The 14,361-nt window shown below is 74.1% G+C and carries 13 protein-coding genes and 1 pseudogene; 6 read left to right on the top strand and 8 right to left on the bottom strand.

Features of this window, described 5'->3' with window-relative positions; translation table 11 throughout:
* Window positions 1–241: pseudogene (locus ACFXDE_RS42170) on the bottom strand (hypothetical protein); the annotation flags it as partial.
* Entirely contained in the window at window positions 238–1,488 is a 1,251-nt protein-coding gene (locus ACFXDE_RS42165) for an aminotransferase class I/II-fold pyridoxal phosphate-dependent enzyme (RefSeq protein WP_380499487.1), read from the bottom strand. The pseudogene ACFXDE_RS42170 and the gene ACFXDE_RS42165, both read right to left, overlap by 4 nt.
* A 638-nt stretch (window positions 1,489–2,126) precedes the next feature.
* Here ACFXDE_RS42165 and ACFXDE_RS42160 point away from each other — a divergent pair.
* The 3 genes from ACFXDE_RS42160 to ACFXDE_RS42150 all read left to right on the top strand — a co-directional run bounded on the left by ACFXDE_RS42160 (window position 2,127) and on the right by ACFXDE_RS42150 (window position 3,719).
* On the top strand, window positions 2,127–2,699 hold the full coding sequence (locus ACFXDE_RS42160; RefSeq protein ID WP_380499486.1) for a TetR/AcrR family transcriptional regulator: 573 nt from the start codon (window positions 2,127–2,129) through the stop codon (window positions 2,697–2,699).
* 215 nt (window positions 2,700–2,914) lie between these two features.
* Window positions 2,915–3,247 (top strand): multidrug efflux SMR transporter, encoded by a 333-nt coding sequence (locus tag ACFXDE_RS42155; RefSeq protein ID WP_218200045.1) that lies wholly within the window; start codon window positions 2,915–2,917, stop codon window positions 3,245–3,247.
* A gap of 28 nt (window positions 3,248–3,275) precedes the next feature.
* Window positions 3,276–3,719, top strand: coding sequence for a DUF5360 family protein (locus ACFXDE_RS42150; RefSeq protein ID WP_380499485.1), 444 nt, complete (start codon window positions 3,276–3,278; stop codon window positions 3,717–3,719).
* A 55-nt stretch (window positions 3,720–3,774) separates the two neighbouring features.
* On the opposite strand, the gene ACFXDE_RS42145 is transcribed toward ACFXDE_RS42150, so the two are convergent.
* The 3 genes from ACFXDE_RS42145 to ACFXDE_RS42135 all read right to left on the bottom strand — a co-directional run bounded on the left by ACFXDE_RS42145 (window position 3,775) and on the right by ACFXDE_RS42135 (window position 8,046).
* Entirely contained in the window at window positions 3,775–5,121 is a 1,347-nt protein-coding gene (locus ACFXDE_RS42145; RefSeq protein ID WP_380499484.1) for a hypothetical protein, read from the bottom strand.
* Between the two features lie 281 nt (window positions 5,122–5,402).
* Window positions 5,403–6,926, bottom strand: coding sequence for a hypothetical protein (locus ACFXDE_RS42140; protein WP_380499482.1), 1,524 nt, complete (start codon window positions 6,924–6,926; stop codon window positions 5,403–5,405).
* A gap of 307 nt (window positions 6,927–7,233) precedes the next feature.
* Window positions 7,234–8,046, bottom strand: a complete 813-nt coding sequence (locus ACFXDE_RS42135) for a class I SAM-dependent methyltransferase (protein ID WP_380499481.1) — start codon at window positions 8,044–8,046, stop codon at window positions 7,234–7,236.
* 208 nt (window positions 8,047–8,254) lie between these two features.
* Here ACFXDE_RS42135 and ACFXDE_RS42130 point away from each other — a divergent pair, with 208 nt between their 5' ends.
* Both ACFXDE_RS42130 and ACFXDE_RS42125 read left to right on the top strand, forming a co-directional pair.
* The gene (locus ACFXDE_RS42130) at window positions 8,255–8,764 is read left to right on the top strand and encodes a DinB family protein (protein WP_380499480.1); all 510 of its coding nucleotides are present in this window, start codon (window positions 8,255–8,257) and stop codon (window positions 8,762–8,764) included.
* 185 nt (window positions 8,765–8,949) lie between these two features.
* Window positions 8,950–10,092 (top strand): NADH:flavin oxidoreductase, encoded by a 1,143-nt coding sequence (locus ACFXDE_RS42125; RefSeq protein WP_380499479.1) that lies wholly within the window; start codon window positions 8,950–8,952, stop codon window positions 10,090–10,092.
* 136 nt (window positions 10,093–10,228) lie between these two features.
* Here ACFXDE_RS42125 and ACFXDE_RS42120 read toward each other — a convergent pair whose 3' ends face one another.
* Entirely contained in the window at window positions 10,229–10,687 is a 459-nt protein-coding gene (locus ACFXDE_RS42120; protein ID WP_380499478.1) for a hypothetical protein, read from the bottom strand.
* 286 nt (window positions 10,688–10,973) lie between these two features.
* Entirely contained in the window at window positions 10,974–12,614 is a 1,641-nt protein-coding gene (locus ACFXDE_RS42115) for a CehA/McbA family metallohydrolase (protein WP_380499477.1), read from the bottom strand.
* A gap of 442 nt (window positions 12,615–13,056) precedes the next feature.
* Here ACFXDE_RS42115 and ACFXDE_RS42110 point away from each other — a divergent pair, with 442 nt between their 5' ends.
* Entirely contained in the window at window positions 13,057–13,770 is a 714-nt protein-coding gene (locus tag ACFXDE_RS42110; protein ID WP_380499476.1) for a polysaccharide deacetylase family protein, read from the top strand.
* A 50-nt stretch (window positions 13,771–13,820) separates the two neighbouring features.
* On the opposite strand, the gene ACFXDE_RS42105 is transcribed toward ACFXDE_RS42110, so the two are convergent.
* A complete protein-coding gene (locus ACFXDE_RS42105; protein ID WP_380443271.1) occupies window positions 13,821–14,204 on the bottom strand; it encodes a barstar family protein in 384 nt (127 codons plus the stop codon).
* Between the last annotated feature and the right edge of the window lie 157 nt (window positions 14,205–14,361).

Here is a 14,361-nt window from a genome sequence, read left to right as displayed (position 1 = left end):
GGTGCCGGCCCGCCCGCCGGTGGAGCGCGGCGGCGAGCACGGCGAGCGCGGCCCCCACCGCCGCGGCGAGGCACCACGGCAGGTCGGGCGCGTGCCCGTCGCCGGGGGCCAGGCCCGCGCCGAGGACGGCGCCGGCCGAGGCCCCGGCCAGGGCGGCGACCGCCGCCCGGAGCGCGGGCGGCGCCGGACGGCCCGCGGTGGCGGGACGGCTGCCGGGTCGCGTGGCGGCCGCGGTGTTCACGGCCGGGCCGCGGCGCCGGAGTCGGCGAGTTCAGCGAGCGCCTCGACCGCGTACCCGTCGTCGGCGTCCGGTTCGTCGTCGGCGAGGAAGTGCTCGGCCCGCGCGCCGAGCGCGTCCAGCACCCGGTCGAGGTGGTCGGTGGTGTGGGTGGCCATGAAGCTGAGCCGCAGCCGCGGGGACGCGGCGGGCGGCAGGACGGGGTTGGTGTAGACGCCGGCGTCGATGAGCTCCCGCCACAGCAGGAGGGTCTCGATGGTGCCGCGGGTGCGCAGCGGGATGACCGGGGTGGCGCTCTCGCCGGCGCTGATGCCCCGCTGGGCGAGGCCGGCCCGCATGTACTCGGCGTTCTGCTGGGCGCGTTCGGCCCGCCACGGCTCCTCGCGCAGGATGCGCAGGGCGGCCAGGGCGGAGGCGGCGCTGGCCGGGGTGGCCGAGGCGCTGAAGATCAGGCTGCGGGCGTGGTGCTTGAGGTAGTGGATGACGTCCTCGTCGCCGACGACCGCGCCGCCGAGGGAGGCGAGCGACTTGCTGAACGTGACGGTGATGAGGTCGACCCGGTCGGTGAGGCCGAAGTAGGAGCAGGTGCCGCGGCCCTTGTCGAGCACGCCGAGGCCGTGGGCGTCGTCGACGATCAGGCGCGCGCCGCGCCGCTCGCACACCTCGACGATCTCCGGCAGGGCGCAGAGGTCGCCCTCCATCGAGTACACGCCGTCGACGACGACGAGCTTGCCGGCGCTGTCGGGGACGGAGGCGAGGACGCGGTCGAGCGCGGCGGGGTCGTTGTGCCGGAAGCGTCTCAGCTTGGCGTCGCTGAGCCTGCCGCCGTCGACGACGGAGGCGTGCGCGTCGCGGTCGGCGAAGACGACGTCGCCGCGGCCCGCGAGCGCGCTGATGGTGCCGAGGTTGGCCTGGTAGCCGGTGGAGATGACGGCGGCCGCGGGCTTGCCGTAGAAGTCGGCGAGTTCGGCCTCCAGCTGGTCGTGCAGGGCCAGGTTGCCGTTGAGGAACCGGGAGCCGGTGCAGGAGGTGCCGAACTGCTCCACAGCCTGGGCGGCGGCCCGCTTGACGCGCGGGTCGGCGGTGAGGCCGAGGTAGTTGTTCGACCCGCACATGACCAGTTCGCGGTCACCGAGCGTGACCGTCGTGCCCTCGTTGCCGGTCAAAGGCAGGAAATACGGGTAGATGCCGGCCGCCATGGCATCGCGGGCGGCCGTGTAACCGGAGACTTTCGAGAATATGTCCACCATATTTCCCTCGAATTCAATGGGCGGTGCCCCGGCGGGCCCGGGCGCCGTGCTTTACCGGCGCGCCGAACACGAAATGTCATGGACACCCGGCCGCGGACGGGCAGGTGAAAGTGCCACGGGTGCGGGAGGGTGGCCCGGGCTGGGGACGGCGCGCCGTTGCGCTGTGCCCGGGCTCGGTGCACCCCGTCGTGCCGATGCTCGGCAGACGATCGACGAAGGATGGGTGTGCGGCGGTCGGCAGGGTCAACGCCCAGCGTGGGATGACTGCTTGGCTGCTCGCCAGTCAGTGCGGGAAGGGTCGTCCGCAGTCGTGCCGACCCTTGCCGGACCCGTGTGGGCGCAGCCGGAACCGCATGGCTCGCAATGATCCCCCGTGGATGTCGAAGAGCGTTCCCCCCGGCCCGGGTGAATTCCCGGGCCGCCTTTTCGATCATCGTGCGCAGCAAACATGAGGCCGCAGACCGGTGGAGCTTCCGCCGTTTCTCCGCCGTCGGCCGAGGAAACGAAAGCATGCGCGATGGAGGCTGTCAACAACCATTCGGCGGTGGCGTGTTGGGGTTTCTGTCTGGTACTCGCCGGTCTGCTAGGCTGCGTCCGACCGTCTGGACGGTTTGTAACACGGAGAGAGGGAACCACCGGTGCGTGATCAACTGCTCGACGCCGTCGAGCGGCTTCTGGTGCGCGGGGGTGTCGACGCGGTGCGCCTGGACGCCGTCGCCGTCGAGGCCGGCGTGAGCAAGGGCGGGCTGCTGCACCACTTCCCCAGCAAGCGGGCGCTCGTACAAGGTGTCGTCGAGCGCCTCGCGGACCGGTTCGAGGCCGTACTGCCCGGTCCGGACGCTCCGGCCGGCGCGTTCGCGCTCGCCTGGCTGGACGCCAGCATCCCGGCGGAGTCGCCCGCCGGGGACACCAGCGGCGCCGACCAGGTGCCGGTCGCCCTGCTCGCCGCGGCCGGCGGGCCCGAGGTGCTGGACGTGCTGCGGGAGCGCTACGACCGGTGGCAGCGGCGGCTCGTGGACAACGGACTGGATCCGGCCGTCGCGACGCTCGTCCGCTTCGCGGTCGACGGCTGGTGGACGTCCCGGCTGCTCGGCCTCGCCACCCCGCACGACGACCTGCACCGACGGCTGCGCGGACTGATCGTCGAACTCGCTGGGCAGGGAAGCGGGTTCACGCATTTGGTGGCCCCGGGCAACCGGGACTTCGCGTAGCGCACGCGCCGGCTTCGCGCCGCACGGACCGAATCCACCCTTCGCGAGTTCACGGCAACTTAACCGTGGGGCGGGCGATTTAACACCGCATCAGCTGAGCACGACCCGAGTTCACACCGCACGGAGCCGGACGATCGAGGGGGTCGCCCGGCCGGTCGACCCGGACGGGACCATCCCGTCCGGCCGAGTCACCACGATGACGGGGGACGGACGGCATGACGGCATACCTTCTGGTCGGAGCGGCGATCTGCGCCGAGGTCACGGCCACCCTGGCGCTGCGCGCCTCGCACGGTCTCACCCGGCTGATGCCCAGCGTGGTCGTCGCGATCGGTTACATCGCGGCGTTCGTGCTGCTCGCGCAGGCGCTCAAGTCGCTGAACGTGGGCCCGGTCTACGCGGTCTGGTCCGGCCTGGGCACGGTCGGCGCGCTCGTCGGCGGGGTGGTCGCGTTCGGCGAACCGGTCAAGCCCGCGTCGGTGGCCGGGGCGGTGCTGGTCGTGGCCGGCGTCGCGGTGATGTACCTCGGCGGGGGAATGAGTCACGAATGACGGTATGACCCGCGACGGAGGAGTCCCCATGCGTGCCACGCCCGCCCCGAGCCCGGTGCTGCGCTTCACGAAGGCGTCGATGCTCGTCACCGACGTCGGCTTCCTGGTCTACTGGGCGGCCACGCTGCTGGCCCTCGTCCCGGCCGAGTACGCGTACAAGGACTACGACGACCCGGTCCTGAGCGACTGGAACTACTCGTTCGTGCTGCTCGACGTGCTCGCGAGCGCCACCGGCCTCACCGCGCTGCGGCTCGGCCGCTGCGGCGCGGCGGGCGGGGCCCGGCCGCTGATGCTGGTCTCGCTCGCGCTCACCAGCACGGCCGGGCTGCAGGCGGTCGCGTTCTGGGCGCTGCGCGGGGACTTCTCGGTGACCTGGTGGCTGCCGAACCTGTTCCTGCTGCTCTTCCCGGTGCCCGGAATCGTGCACCTCGTGCGGCGGATGGCGGTCGAGGCGGGCCGGACGCCGGCCTGAACCCGCCTGGCCGGTAGGCCCGTTGGACGTGATGACGGTGTTCTCCGCGGCACCGTCAGCCGTGCTTCAGGTAGTCGAGGGCGCGACGGATGGGGGGCTCCTTGCCGTGCGGGACCAGGTGGCGGTGGTACTCGCGGGCCAGCGAGGGCGGAAGCGTCCCCGCGATGTCGACGGCGCGCCGGACGGTACGGGCCGCGCCGTCGACGTCACCGGCGGCCAGGTGGGCCTTCACGCCGTCGAGCAGCCAGCGCCCGGTGAAGGTGGACGGGCCGCCGGACGGCGGCGCGGACCCGGATGCCGCCACCGCGTCGAAGTGGTGCGCGGCCTCGTGCGGGCGGCCGAGGAACAGCGAGGCCGTGCCGTGCGCGGCGGTGAGGATGCGTTCCAGGTTCCTCGTCCCGGAGCTCTCGCCCGGCGCCGGACGGCCGCCGGTGGCGGCGAGGGCCCGGCCGGCGAGGTACAGCGCCCGGGCGACGTCGTCGGCTCGGCCCAGGCGGGCGAGGGCCAGCGCCTCCTGGCTGTGCAACTGGCTCGCCGCGGCAGGCCGGAGGCCGGGCCCGACGGCGCGGGCGGCGGCTATGGCGAGCAGGGCGTCGGCCGGATCCCCGGCGATGGTGTGGCAGTACGCCAACTGCCGGAAGGCCACGACGAGGAGGGGAGCGTCTCCGGCGGCTCCGGCCGCGCGGATCGAGACGAGGGCGTGGCGCTCCGCGCGGGCGGCCTCGTTGAGGGCGTTGCAGAGCCACGTGCAGAGCTGGGCGGTGCGGGCGGCGAAGCGGTAGAGCCGCCGACGGGTCCGGTGGTCGTGCTGCGCGGTGGCCAGCAGGTGGACGACCAGCCGGTGCTCGGCGTGGGCGGCGGCGTACAGGCTCTCGGCCGGCACGAGGGTGCCGCCGTGGTGCTGTTCGAGGGCGGTGACGCGGGTCTCGATCCACTCCAGTTGTTCGTCCGCCGGTCCGGACCCCGGCCGGTCGGAGTGTGCTGCGGACTCCGTCGACCGGGCGACTGCCGCGCGCAGTTGGGCTCGCAGGGCGGATCCGGTGAGGAGCAGGGCCGACGGCCCGGGCGTGACGGGGTGGTGGACGGAGCCTGCCAGGGCGAGCAGCGCCCCCTCGTCGGTGTGGGGCTGGTGGAGCAGGGCGGCGTCGCCGGTCGCCAGGTGGAGCCAGTGCGGCCAGCCGAGCAGGTAGATCTCGCGGGCCGGAATGCCGTGGATGCGGGCCATGGCCAGCTGGGCGGTGTGCTCGGGCACGGTGCGGCCGGACTCCCAGCGGGAGACCTTCTCCCGGCGGGCGGCCATCTGCCCGAGGCCGAGTGCGGCGTGGGTGCGTGCGACGAGGCCGGCGTACTCGGGCTGGGACAGGCCCAGCGCCGCGCGCAGCACGAACAGAGGGTGTGTCAACGAAGGCGTCCCTCGGAGGGGTCGGGAGCCGCCGGGGGCGGGATACCCCGGGCCGGGCAGTGGATCCTAGGCAGGTCCGTCCGTGTGCTCCCAGGCGTGGAGGCACCCCCGGGGCATGGCCGACGGCCTTGCGGCGCACGGCCGTTGTGTGGCTGGTCGTGTGGCCGGTTGTGCGGCCGACTGTGTGGCCGGTTGTGCTCGTACGACGCGGGGTGACCGGGCGGTGGCAAAAGGAGTAAGGGAGCGAACCGCCGCCAGTGTCCGCAAGGCGCTGTGAAGCGCTACTCGTGGTCGCCGTCGGCCGATTCGATGGGCCGGGCCCCGGCGTCGTCGCGGCCGTTTTCGACTTCGCTCTTCGTCATCGAATTTTCGTGCGATGCGGTGTCCCGCAGGAATTCGAGGGCGCGTCGGACGGCCGGCTCCCGTCCGTGGGCGGACAGCCGGTCGCGGTATTGACGGGCGAGTCCCGGCGGGAGCGTTCCGGTGACGTGGACGGCGCGGTGCACGGCGACGGCCGCGGAACCGAAATCGCCGACGGCGAGATGGGCGTCGACGGCGTCGAGGAGCCAGGAGCCGGTGTGCGGTGACGGGGCGCCGGCCGGCGGTGCCTGGAGGGAGTCCACGAGGACGCGGAAGTGCGGCTCCGCCTCGTGCGGTGCGCCGAGGAGCAGTGCGGATCGGGCGCGGGCGACGGTGACGGTCAGCCGGTGCGGGGCCGCGCCGAACGGGGTGGCGCCGAACGGGGCCGCGCCGAATGGGGTGTCGCCGGCCGCCGGGGTGGCCGAGGCGGCCTTTCCGGCGCGGTCCAGCGCCCTGGCGCTGCCGGCGGCGTGCCCCAGCCGGGCGAGGGCGAGCGCCTCCGTGCAGTGCAGGGCCGTCATGGTGCCCGGCGACGGCCGGGTACCGACGGTGCGGGCCGTTCGGACGAGCGCCAGCGCGTCGACCGGGTCGCCCCCGACGACGTGGCGCGCGGCGAGCCGGGCCGTCGCGACCGCCGCGAGGTCGGGCTCCGCCGCGGCGGCGGCCGCGCGGACGGCGGTGAGGTTGTGGCGCTCCGCGCGGGTCTCCTCGCCGAGGGCGCTGCTCAGCCAGGCGCAGACCAGTGCGGTGCGGGCGGCGAACCGGAAGAGCCGCCGGGCGGACGGGCCGTCGTGGCCGTGGGCACCGATCAGGCGCACGACCAGGCGGTGTTCGGCGTGGGCCGCGCCGTACAGCGCGGCGGTCGGCAGGTACGTGCCGCTCTCGTGCCGTTCGAGTGTCGACGTGCGGGCCCCGATCCAGCGCAGTTGCTCGGCGGACGGGCCGGTGCCGTGCGGGCTGGTGTCGTGTGGGCTGGTGTCGTGTGGGCCGGTGCCGCGTGGGCCGGTGCCCTCGGGATTCCGGTCGGCGTCGGTGGTGGCCCGGACGAGTGCGGTCCGGAGGTGCGCGGCGAGCGCCGCGCCGGTGAGGAGGAGCGCCGCCGGGCACGGCGCCTTCGGCAGGTGCAGCGCGCTGTTCAGGGCGAGCGCGGCGCCCGCGGCGGTGTACGGCTGGTCCAGCAGGACGGCGTCCCCGATGACCAGGTGCAGCCAGTGCGGCCAGCCGAGCCGGTGCACCTCGGGGGCGGGGACGCCGTGGTGGTGCGCCATGGCCAGTTGCGCGGTGGGCTCGGGGACCGTGCGGCCCGATTCCCAGCGGTGCACCTTCTCGCGGCGGGCGGCCATCTGCCCGAAACCGAGTTCGGCGTGGTTCCGTGCGACGATGCGGGCGTATTCGGAAGGGGAAAGCCCTCCCGCGGCCCGGATCAGGGCGAGGGGGTGCGCCAAGGATGCAGGATTCAAGTGTTCAGGACCTCGTGGGGGAGCCGCTGCCCGGCTCCGGCAGGGGATCTTAAAAAGGTCCTTCAGGAATTTGCCACGCACCGAGGCAACCCGGAGGCACGCCCCTGGGCATTGCCGCACGGGAGGGGACCGGGTAGTGGAGTCCTCACGAACTGACCGGAATACCGGCCGATGCGATTCGGCCCGCCGCGATTCGACCGCCGCGATTCGACCGATGCGATTCGGCCGGACGCGATTCGGCCGGCCGCGGGCCGGCGCGACCCGGGGTGGTCGGGCCGCGCCGGCCGGGTGCTCAGGAGCGGTCGGCGGTGACGACGTGGTAGTCGAGCAGGCCGTCCCGCCAGGCACCGACGAAGTTGCGCGACCAGTGCCCGGCCGGGACGACGTCCGCCAGGTAGCGGTCGAAGCCCGGCCACACGTCCGCGCCGATCGACTCCGCGGTGACGCCGGTGAACCCGGCCGCCGCGAGGTCCGCCGTGAAGCCGTCGAGCGGGTGGGCCACGTCCAGCCCGTCGGCGAAGCTGCTCAGCAGGAGGCTCAGCCGCTCGGCGGCCTCCGGGCCGGCGGCGGCGAAGAACGTCGTCACCACCAGCCGCCCGCCGGGCCGCAGCACCCGGGCCGCCTCGTGGGCGAAGCCCGTCAGCTCGCGGAAGTGCTGGGCCGCCTCGACGGAGTAGAGTCCGTCCAACGCGTCCGCGGGGAAGGGCAGTTCCTCGGCCGCGCCGAGGGTGTAGGCGAGCCGGTCCGGGTAGGTGGCGAGCGCCTTGGCGTTCACCGTGCGGGCGCGCTCGATCTGGTCCGGGTGGATGTCGACGCCCGTCACGGCCGCGAATCTGAACTCGCGCAGCGCGAGCGCGGCGCCCAGTCCGCGCCCGCAGCCGACCTCCGCCAGCCGCAGCTGGTCGCGGGGTTCGGGGAAGGCGCGCAGCACCCTCCGGTACAGCTGCTCCTGGCTGTGCACCCGTTCCTCCGGCGTCGGCGCGGTGAGGTCGATCCCGTGCCAGTCGCCGAAGTTGATGAAGCCGCCCGCGAAACTGGCGGCCCGGCTCAGGTCGCCCGTGCCGTACGTCCGGTGCACGGTGGGAGGGATCCGGCTCTGGTCCATGGAGTCCTGCCTTCGGTGGGTCGTCGGTCCGCAGGGTCGTTGCGCGCGCCGCTCGTCCGGCGCGCCGCGGTACGTACCCAAACCGGTGCGGATGTGAACACGGTGCAGTCAAGTGGTCACGGAGAGGTGTAGGAGAAATGCGGTGCCCGTGGGGCCGCCGTCGGCTACAGTCCGCCGTGATCTCGCGGACCGAGGAAAGAGTGACGACGTGGACACCGACAACCGCCCCAAGCCCCCACTGGTCGGCGGCGAACGCGAGACACTGCGCGCGTTCCTCGACTTCCATCGCGCGACGCTCGCCATGAAGTGCGAGGGCCTGACCGACGAACAGCTGCGCCTCCGGTCCAGCCCGCCGTCCACCCTCACCCTGCTCGGGCTGGTGCGGCACATGGCCGAGGTCGAGCGCACGTGGTTCCGGCGGGTCATCGGCGGCGAGGACGTCCCCTTGGTCTGGTCGCCGGAGGGCGACTACCAGGCCGCGTACGACGCCACCGGCGCCACCCGCGACGAGGCCTTCACCGCCTGGCAGGCCGAGGTCGAGCACGCGCGCCGGATCGAGTGCGAGGCGGAGTCCCTGGACGTGACGGCTTACCAGCCGCGCTGGGGGGAGACGGTCTCGCTGCGCCTCGTGATGCTCCACCTCATCCACGAGTACGCCCGGCACAACGGGCACGCCGACTTCCTGCGCGAGGGCATCGACGGCACCGTAGGGGCGTAGGGGCGTAGGAGGGAAAGGCGTAGGGGGGAAGGCGTAGGGGGTAGGGGCGTACGCGGCGGTTCGCCGGAGTGGCGGGGATCACAGCGGCCTTCGCGTGTGCGGCGAAATGCGGCGGCCGTCGGGATGGTTGGCACGGGCAACCGTTCACGATTCCGTGCACACCCCCGGTACCCACGAGGAACCCCATGACCGTCACCGAGCCCGCCGCGTCCGCCGACCCCGCCGCCCGCGCCGCCGGGATCCTGTCCCGGCCCGTCACGATCAACGGGCTGACCGTGCCCAACCGCATCGTGATGGCGCCCATGACGCGCCGGTTCTCCCCGGGCGGCGTGCCCGGCGAGGACGTGCGCTCGTACTACGCCCGGCGCGCCGCCGCGGGCGTCGGCCTGATCGTCACCGAGGGCACGTACGTCGGCCACGAGTCGGCCGGCCAGGCCGACGACATCCCGCGCTTCCACGGCGAGGAGCAGCTGGCCGGGTGGGCCCGGGTCGCCGAGGACGTCCACGCGGCGGGCGGCACGATCGTGCCGCAGCTCTGGCACATCGGCATGGTCCGCAAGCAGGGTGACCCGCCGGTCGCCGACGCCCCCGCCGTCGGCCCCTCCGGCATCCGCCTGGACGGTACCGAGGGCACCGGCCGGGCGATGACCCGCACCGACCTCGACGACGTGATCGGCGCCTTCGCCGAGGCCGCCGCGGCCGCCGAGCGCATCGGCTTCGACGGCGTCGAGCTGCACGGCGCCCACGGCTACCTGATCGACCAGTTCCTGTGGGCCGGGACGAACCGCCGCACCGACGCCTACGGCGGCGACCCGGTCGCCCGGACGAAGTTCGCCGCCGAGATCGTCGCCGCGGTCCGCGAGGCCGTCTCGGCGGAGTTCCCGGTGATCTTCCGCTACTCGCAGTGGAAGTCGGAGAACTACGACGCCCGTCTCGCCGGGACGCCGGAGGAGCTGGAGGCGATCCTCGCCCCGCTCGCCGAGGCCGGCGTGGACGCCTTCCACGCCTCGACCCGCCGCTACTGGGTCCCCGAGTTCGAGGGCTCCGACCTCAACCTGGCCGGCTGGAGCCGCAAGCTCACCGGCCGCCCGGCCATCACCGTCGGCTCGGTCGGCCTCGACGGCGACTTCGTCCGCGCCTTCATGGGCGAGGGCGCCCCCGTCCAGGGCATCGACGACCTGCTCGACCGCCTGGAGCGCGACGAGTTCGACCTGGTCGCCATCGGCCGCGCCCTCCTCCAGGACCCGGAGTGGGCCGCCAAGGTCCTCGCCGGCCGCTTCGACGACCTCCGCTCCTACGACGCCGCCGCGGTCCGCACGCTCAGCTGACCTCCGCGCACGGCACGAGGCCCCGACCGTTCGCGCGGTCGGGGCCTCGTGCGTGCGGACGGTCGGGGCTCCGTGTGTGCGGGCGGCTGGCGCTCCGTGTGTGCGGACGGTCGGGGCCTCGTGCCGCGGGCGGAGCTCACCAGCCGAGGAGGTGGGTGCCCTCGCCGAGTGCGGTCAGGATCGTTTCGGCAGCGGCCTCGGGGGTGCCGGGGGCGTCGGCTTCGAGGGCCACGTAGTGCAGGGCGGCGCCGGTCGTCCGGCTCTCGCGGCGGAAGGTGTCGAGGGCCGGCGGCGCGGCCGGGCACTCCACGACGACCTGGTAGCCGCCGGTCGCGTACGCGAACGCCGCCTGTGCGGCGGCCGCCAGCGCGGTCGCGCCCTGGCGCTCGGCCCCCGGCGCCCCGGGGGCGAGCCGGCCCCGGCGGATGACGCGCAGGAAGTCGTCCGTCCGCAGGTGGACGCTCGGGTGCAGCTCCTCGGCGAGCAGCGCGGCCACCCGGCTCTGTCCGGCGCCCGACGGGTCGACGAGGACGACGACACCGCCGGCGCCCCGGCCGCCCCCGAGCTCCGGCCCACCTACGGTCGTACGGTTCACAGCTGCTGATCCCTTCGCGGGCCGGGGACGGTCGGGTAGCCGGGGCGAGGCGGTCGGAGTGCGAGCGGGCCGGTCGGCCCGGATGCGGGTGACCACCCGGATCTGGACGGCCACCCGGATCTGGACGGCCATCCGGATCCGGAAGGTGGCCCGGATCCGGGTGGCGACCCGGATGCGGACAGCCGACCGCCTCGTCCCTACGACTGATGCTTTCGGGGATCAACCTAGTCCACCCGGGTGCCCCGAGTCGTCCCCCGTCCGGCCCGGGACCGCACCCGGACACGCCTTAGTGGTCCTCGGCGCGCAGCACGATCGGGTTGGTCAGGGCCGCCATCGGACCCCACGGCAGGTCCTCGCCCATCGTGTTGCCCCGGCCCGGCGACCCGTCCGCCCTCGGGTGGCGCACCTCGGCCCGGACGTACGCGGCGAGCGAGGCCGTCGTCCGCCACACCACCGTGCCCGAGCCGCCCGCGGGCAGCGACTCCTGGTGCATCTGGCCCTCGTCGGTCAGGAACCGCACCGTCCCGCCCGGCACCCCGGACACGGCGAGCCGCACGTCCAGCGGCGCGTCCGCCGGGACGGCCAGCTCCTCGCCGATGCCGGCCTGGCGGCCGTCCCCGGTGACGGTGAACTCCAGCCGCACGGCCGCCGATTCGGCCAGCCAGCTGCGCCCGGCGCGCAGCCCGTCGAGGACCGCGTCCCGGGTGAGGTCCTCGGCCAGCACCACGTTGTGCGGCAGGCCGATCACCTGTGGGGCGCTGTGCGCGTCGCTGTTGCCCATCGCCGGCAGCCACGACCGGCCGTCCCGGAGGGCGACCGCGAGGCGCGCGTCCCACGTGTCCACGGCCGACTCGTCGTCGTACGTCCAGGGCCCGTTCCACACCTCGACCGCGTCCGCCTGCTCGTAGCCGAACTTCCACTGGCACGCGACGTACGGGCAGTACGGGTGCGCGGGCACCACCAGGCCGCCGGAGCGGTGCACCTGGCGGACGAAGCGCGGGAAGGCCTCGTCGCGCGAGCGGTAGCGCCAGTCGACGAACTCGCCCGCGGGGAGACCGAGCGCCAGCCAGTGGCCGTTGCGCGTGGTGATCTCCTCGCCCGGGACGATCAGCAGGTCGGGGCCGGCCAGCGGGCCCCACACGGCGTGCGAGGAGCTGGTGTTGTGGTCGGTGGAGACGATGAAGTCCAGGCCGGCGGCGCGGGCCCCCGCCGCCACCTCCTCCGGCAGCCTCCGGCCGTCCGAGTGCACGGTGTGCAGGTGGCAGTCGCCCCGGTACCAGGCGCGGCCGCGGCCCCGCGCCCGCTCGGCCGGGTACGACGGCGTGAACTCCGGGCCCGGCTCGCCGAACCGGAGGGTGACGTCGACGCGGTAGTCGAGGCCCTGCGGCGCGACCTGGTACGGGCCGAGCACCACGTGCCAGGTGCCCGCGCCGATCGGGCCCGGCAGGTAGCCCGGGGTCGCGGAGTCACTCGCGATGCGGAACTCCGTGCGGAAGCCACCGGACCAGCCGCGGAAGCCCGGGCCGCCGAGGTCCGTGCCGCGCTCGTCGAAGACGCCGATGTCGCAGGAGTTGCCCGGGGTGCCGGCCGGGACCGGGGGTTTGTCGTAGGTGTAGGACACGGCGATCTCGCGGACGCCGTCCGGCACTTCGACGGGGAGGTAGACGAAGTCGGGGGAGCCGGTGGGGAGGTGGCCGGTGAGGGTGAGGGTCTGATCGGTGGTCCGGGGCGCCTCTGCCGCTGCTGCGGCGGCTGGGGCGGCTGGGGTGGCGGCCGTGGCTGCGGTGGCTGCGGTGGTTAAGCCGAGGGCGGTGGCGGCGCCGGTGGCTAGGCCGGTGCGGAGGACGTCGCGGCGGGCGGGGTGGCGGTCGGGCTCGGGGTGCTGGGGGTGCTGGGGGTGCTCGGGCTGTTCGGGGGTGGCGGGCATCGGGGTCTCCGGTGTCGGGCGGGGTCGGCTTTGCCCACGCCCCTACCCGCGGCGGTGAACCCCGGGTGAGCCGGGCCCCACGGCGGCGGGGCGGGCCGGTGAAAGCGGGCCCGGCCTCGCCCGGCGGGCCGTGTCGCTACGGCGGGGGCGGGTTGCGGCGGGCGAGGATCGACCGGTTCATAGAAGCAGACGGTCAGGCAGTCGGATCATCGTGGAGGTCGGTGTGTCACTCAGTCGGCGGGCCCTGCTGGCGGCGATGGCCGGGAGCACGCTGGCGGGGTGCGGGGCCGCGAAGGGGGGCGTGGGGGCGGCGTCCGCTTCGGTGGGGGCGGGTTCGGCGGGGGTGGGTTCTGTGGGGGCGGGTTCGGTGGGGGTTGGCTCGGCGGGGATTGGTTCGCCGTCTGCGTCCGTTGCTGTTTCACCGACGGCCACCGCCTCCGCCGTGCCGCACGAGCTCACCAGGGCGGAGGCCGTCGCCCGGTACGGCGGCGCGGCGCCGATCGAGTGGGGGCTCGACGTCGCCGGGGTGACGGGCGAGCTGCCCGCCGGGCAGCAGGCGACCGCGCTCACGTTCGACGCCTGCGGCGGCTCCGGCGGCAGCGGGTACGACGCCGACCTGATCGACTTCCTGCGCGCGCACGCGGTGCCCGCCACGCTCTTCCTCAACGCCCGCTGGATCGACGCCAACCCCGCCGAGTTCGAGCGCCTCGCCGGCGACCCGCTCTTCGAGATCGGCAACCACGGCACCGTCCACCGCCCGCTCTCCGTCACCGGGCGCTCCGCCTACGGCATCGCCGGCACCCGGGACGTCGGCGAGGTGTACGACGAGGTCGCCGGCAACGCCCACAAGCTCACCGACCTGCTCGGCCACCCGCCCCGCTTCTTCCGCTCCGGCACCGCCCACTACGACGACGTCGCCACCCGGGTGGTCGCCGACCTCGGGGAACGCGTCGCGGGCTTCACCGTCAACGGCGACGGCGGGGCCACCCTCACCGCCGCCGAGGTCCGGCAGGAGGTGGCGGCGGCCCCGCCGGGGTCGATCGTCATCGCCCACATGAACCAACCGGGCGGCGGCACCGCCCGCGGCTTCGCGGCGGCCCTGCCCGGGCTGCTGGCGGCGGGGCGGCGGTTCGTGCGGCTGTCGGACGTGTTCTGACGGGCTCGTTTTTTGACGGGCTCGTTCTCAGGTTCTGACGGGGCCCGTCCTCAGGCGAGGCGCAGGCCGTCGGGGAGCTCCTCCTCGATGATCCGCACCAGCCAGTCGAACACCGTCGGGCCGCGGCCCGCCCGGGCCTCGGCGAGTTCGGCGGCCACGTGTTCCCGGTTGGTGGGGTGGCAGCGGGTGAGGCGGTGCTCCAGCTGGCGGACGGTCTCGGGGTAGCCGAGATTGCGCCGCGACACCTCGTGGTGCTGCCACTCGATCGCGTAGTCGCCGTCGTCGGGGGTGCCGAAGCCGCCGCGCAGGCAGTCGGCGAAGGCGTCGAGGTTCTTGCCGAAGTAGCCGCCGCAGCCGATGGATTCGCCCACGACCTTCCAGAAGTCGTCGAGGTTTCCGACCAGGGAGCCATCGATCACATAAGTCACGGTCACATGGCGAGGATAGTGCGGGGAGGGGTGGTGGGGCGTGGGGGTTTTCGGGTGGGGGTGGGGGCCGCTGCGCGGGGCTTGGGGCGGGGTCGTGGGCGGCACTTATAACAAACAACGACCCCACCAAACGATATAGAATAACGGTGTTCGGGTAGAGCTA

The organism is Kitasatospora sp. NPDC059408, from assembly GCF_042751525.1.
In the GTDB taxonomy this organism is placed as follows: Bacteria; Actinomycetota; Actinomycetes; order Streptomycetales; family Streptomycetaceae; genus Kitasatospora.
This window is presented reverse-complemented; position numbering and strand designations above follow the sequence as displayed.

Coding starts and splice junctions, on each gene's coding strand:
- ACFXDE_RS42165 (WP_380499487.1), bottom strand. CDS start 1,488: ATGGTGGACATATTCTCGAAAGTCTCCGGTTACACGGCCGCCCGCGAT.
- ACFXDE_RS42155 (WP_218200045.1), top strand. CDS start 2,915: ATGACGGCATACCTTCTGGTCGGAGCGGCGATCTGCGCCGAGGTCACG.
- ACFXDE_RS42150 (WP_380499485.1), top strand. CDS start 3,276: ATGCGTGCCACGCCCGCCCCGAGCCCGGTGCTGCGCTTCACGAAGGCG.
- ACFXDE_RS42135 (WP_380499481.1), bottom strand. CDS start 8,046: ATGGACCAGAGCCGGATCCCTCCCACCGTGCACCGGACGTACGGCACG.
- ACFXDE_RS42125 (WP_380499479.1), top strand. CDS start 8,950: ATGACCGTCACCGAGCCCGCCGCGTCCGCCGACCCCGCCGCCCGCGCC.
- ACFXDE_RS42115 (WP_380499477.1), bottom strand. CDS start 12,614: ATGCCCGCCACCCCCGAACAGCCCGAGCACCCCCAGCACCCCCAGCAC.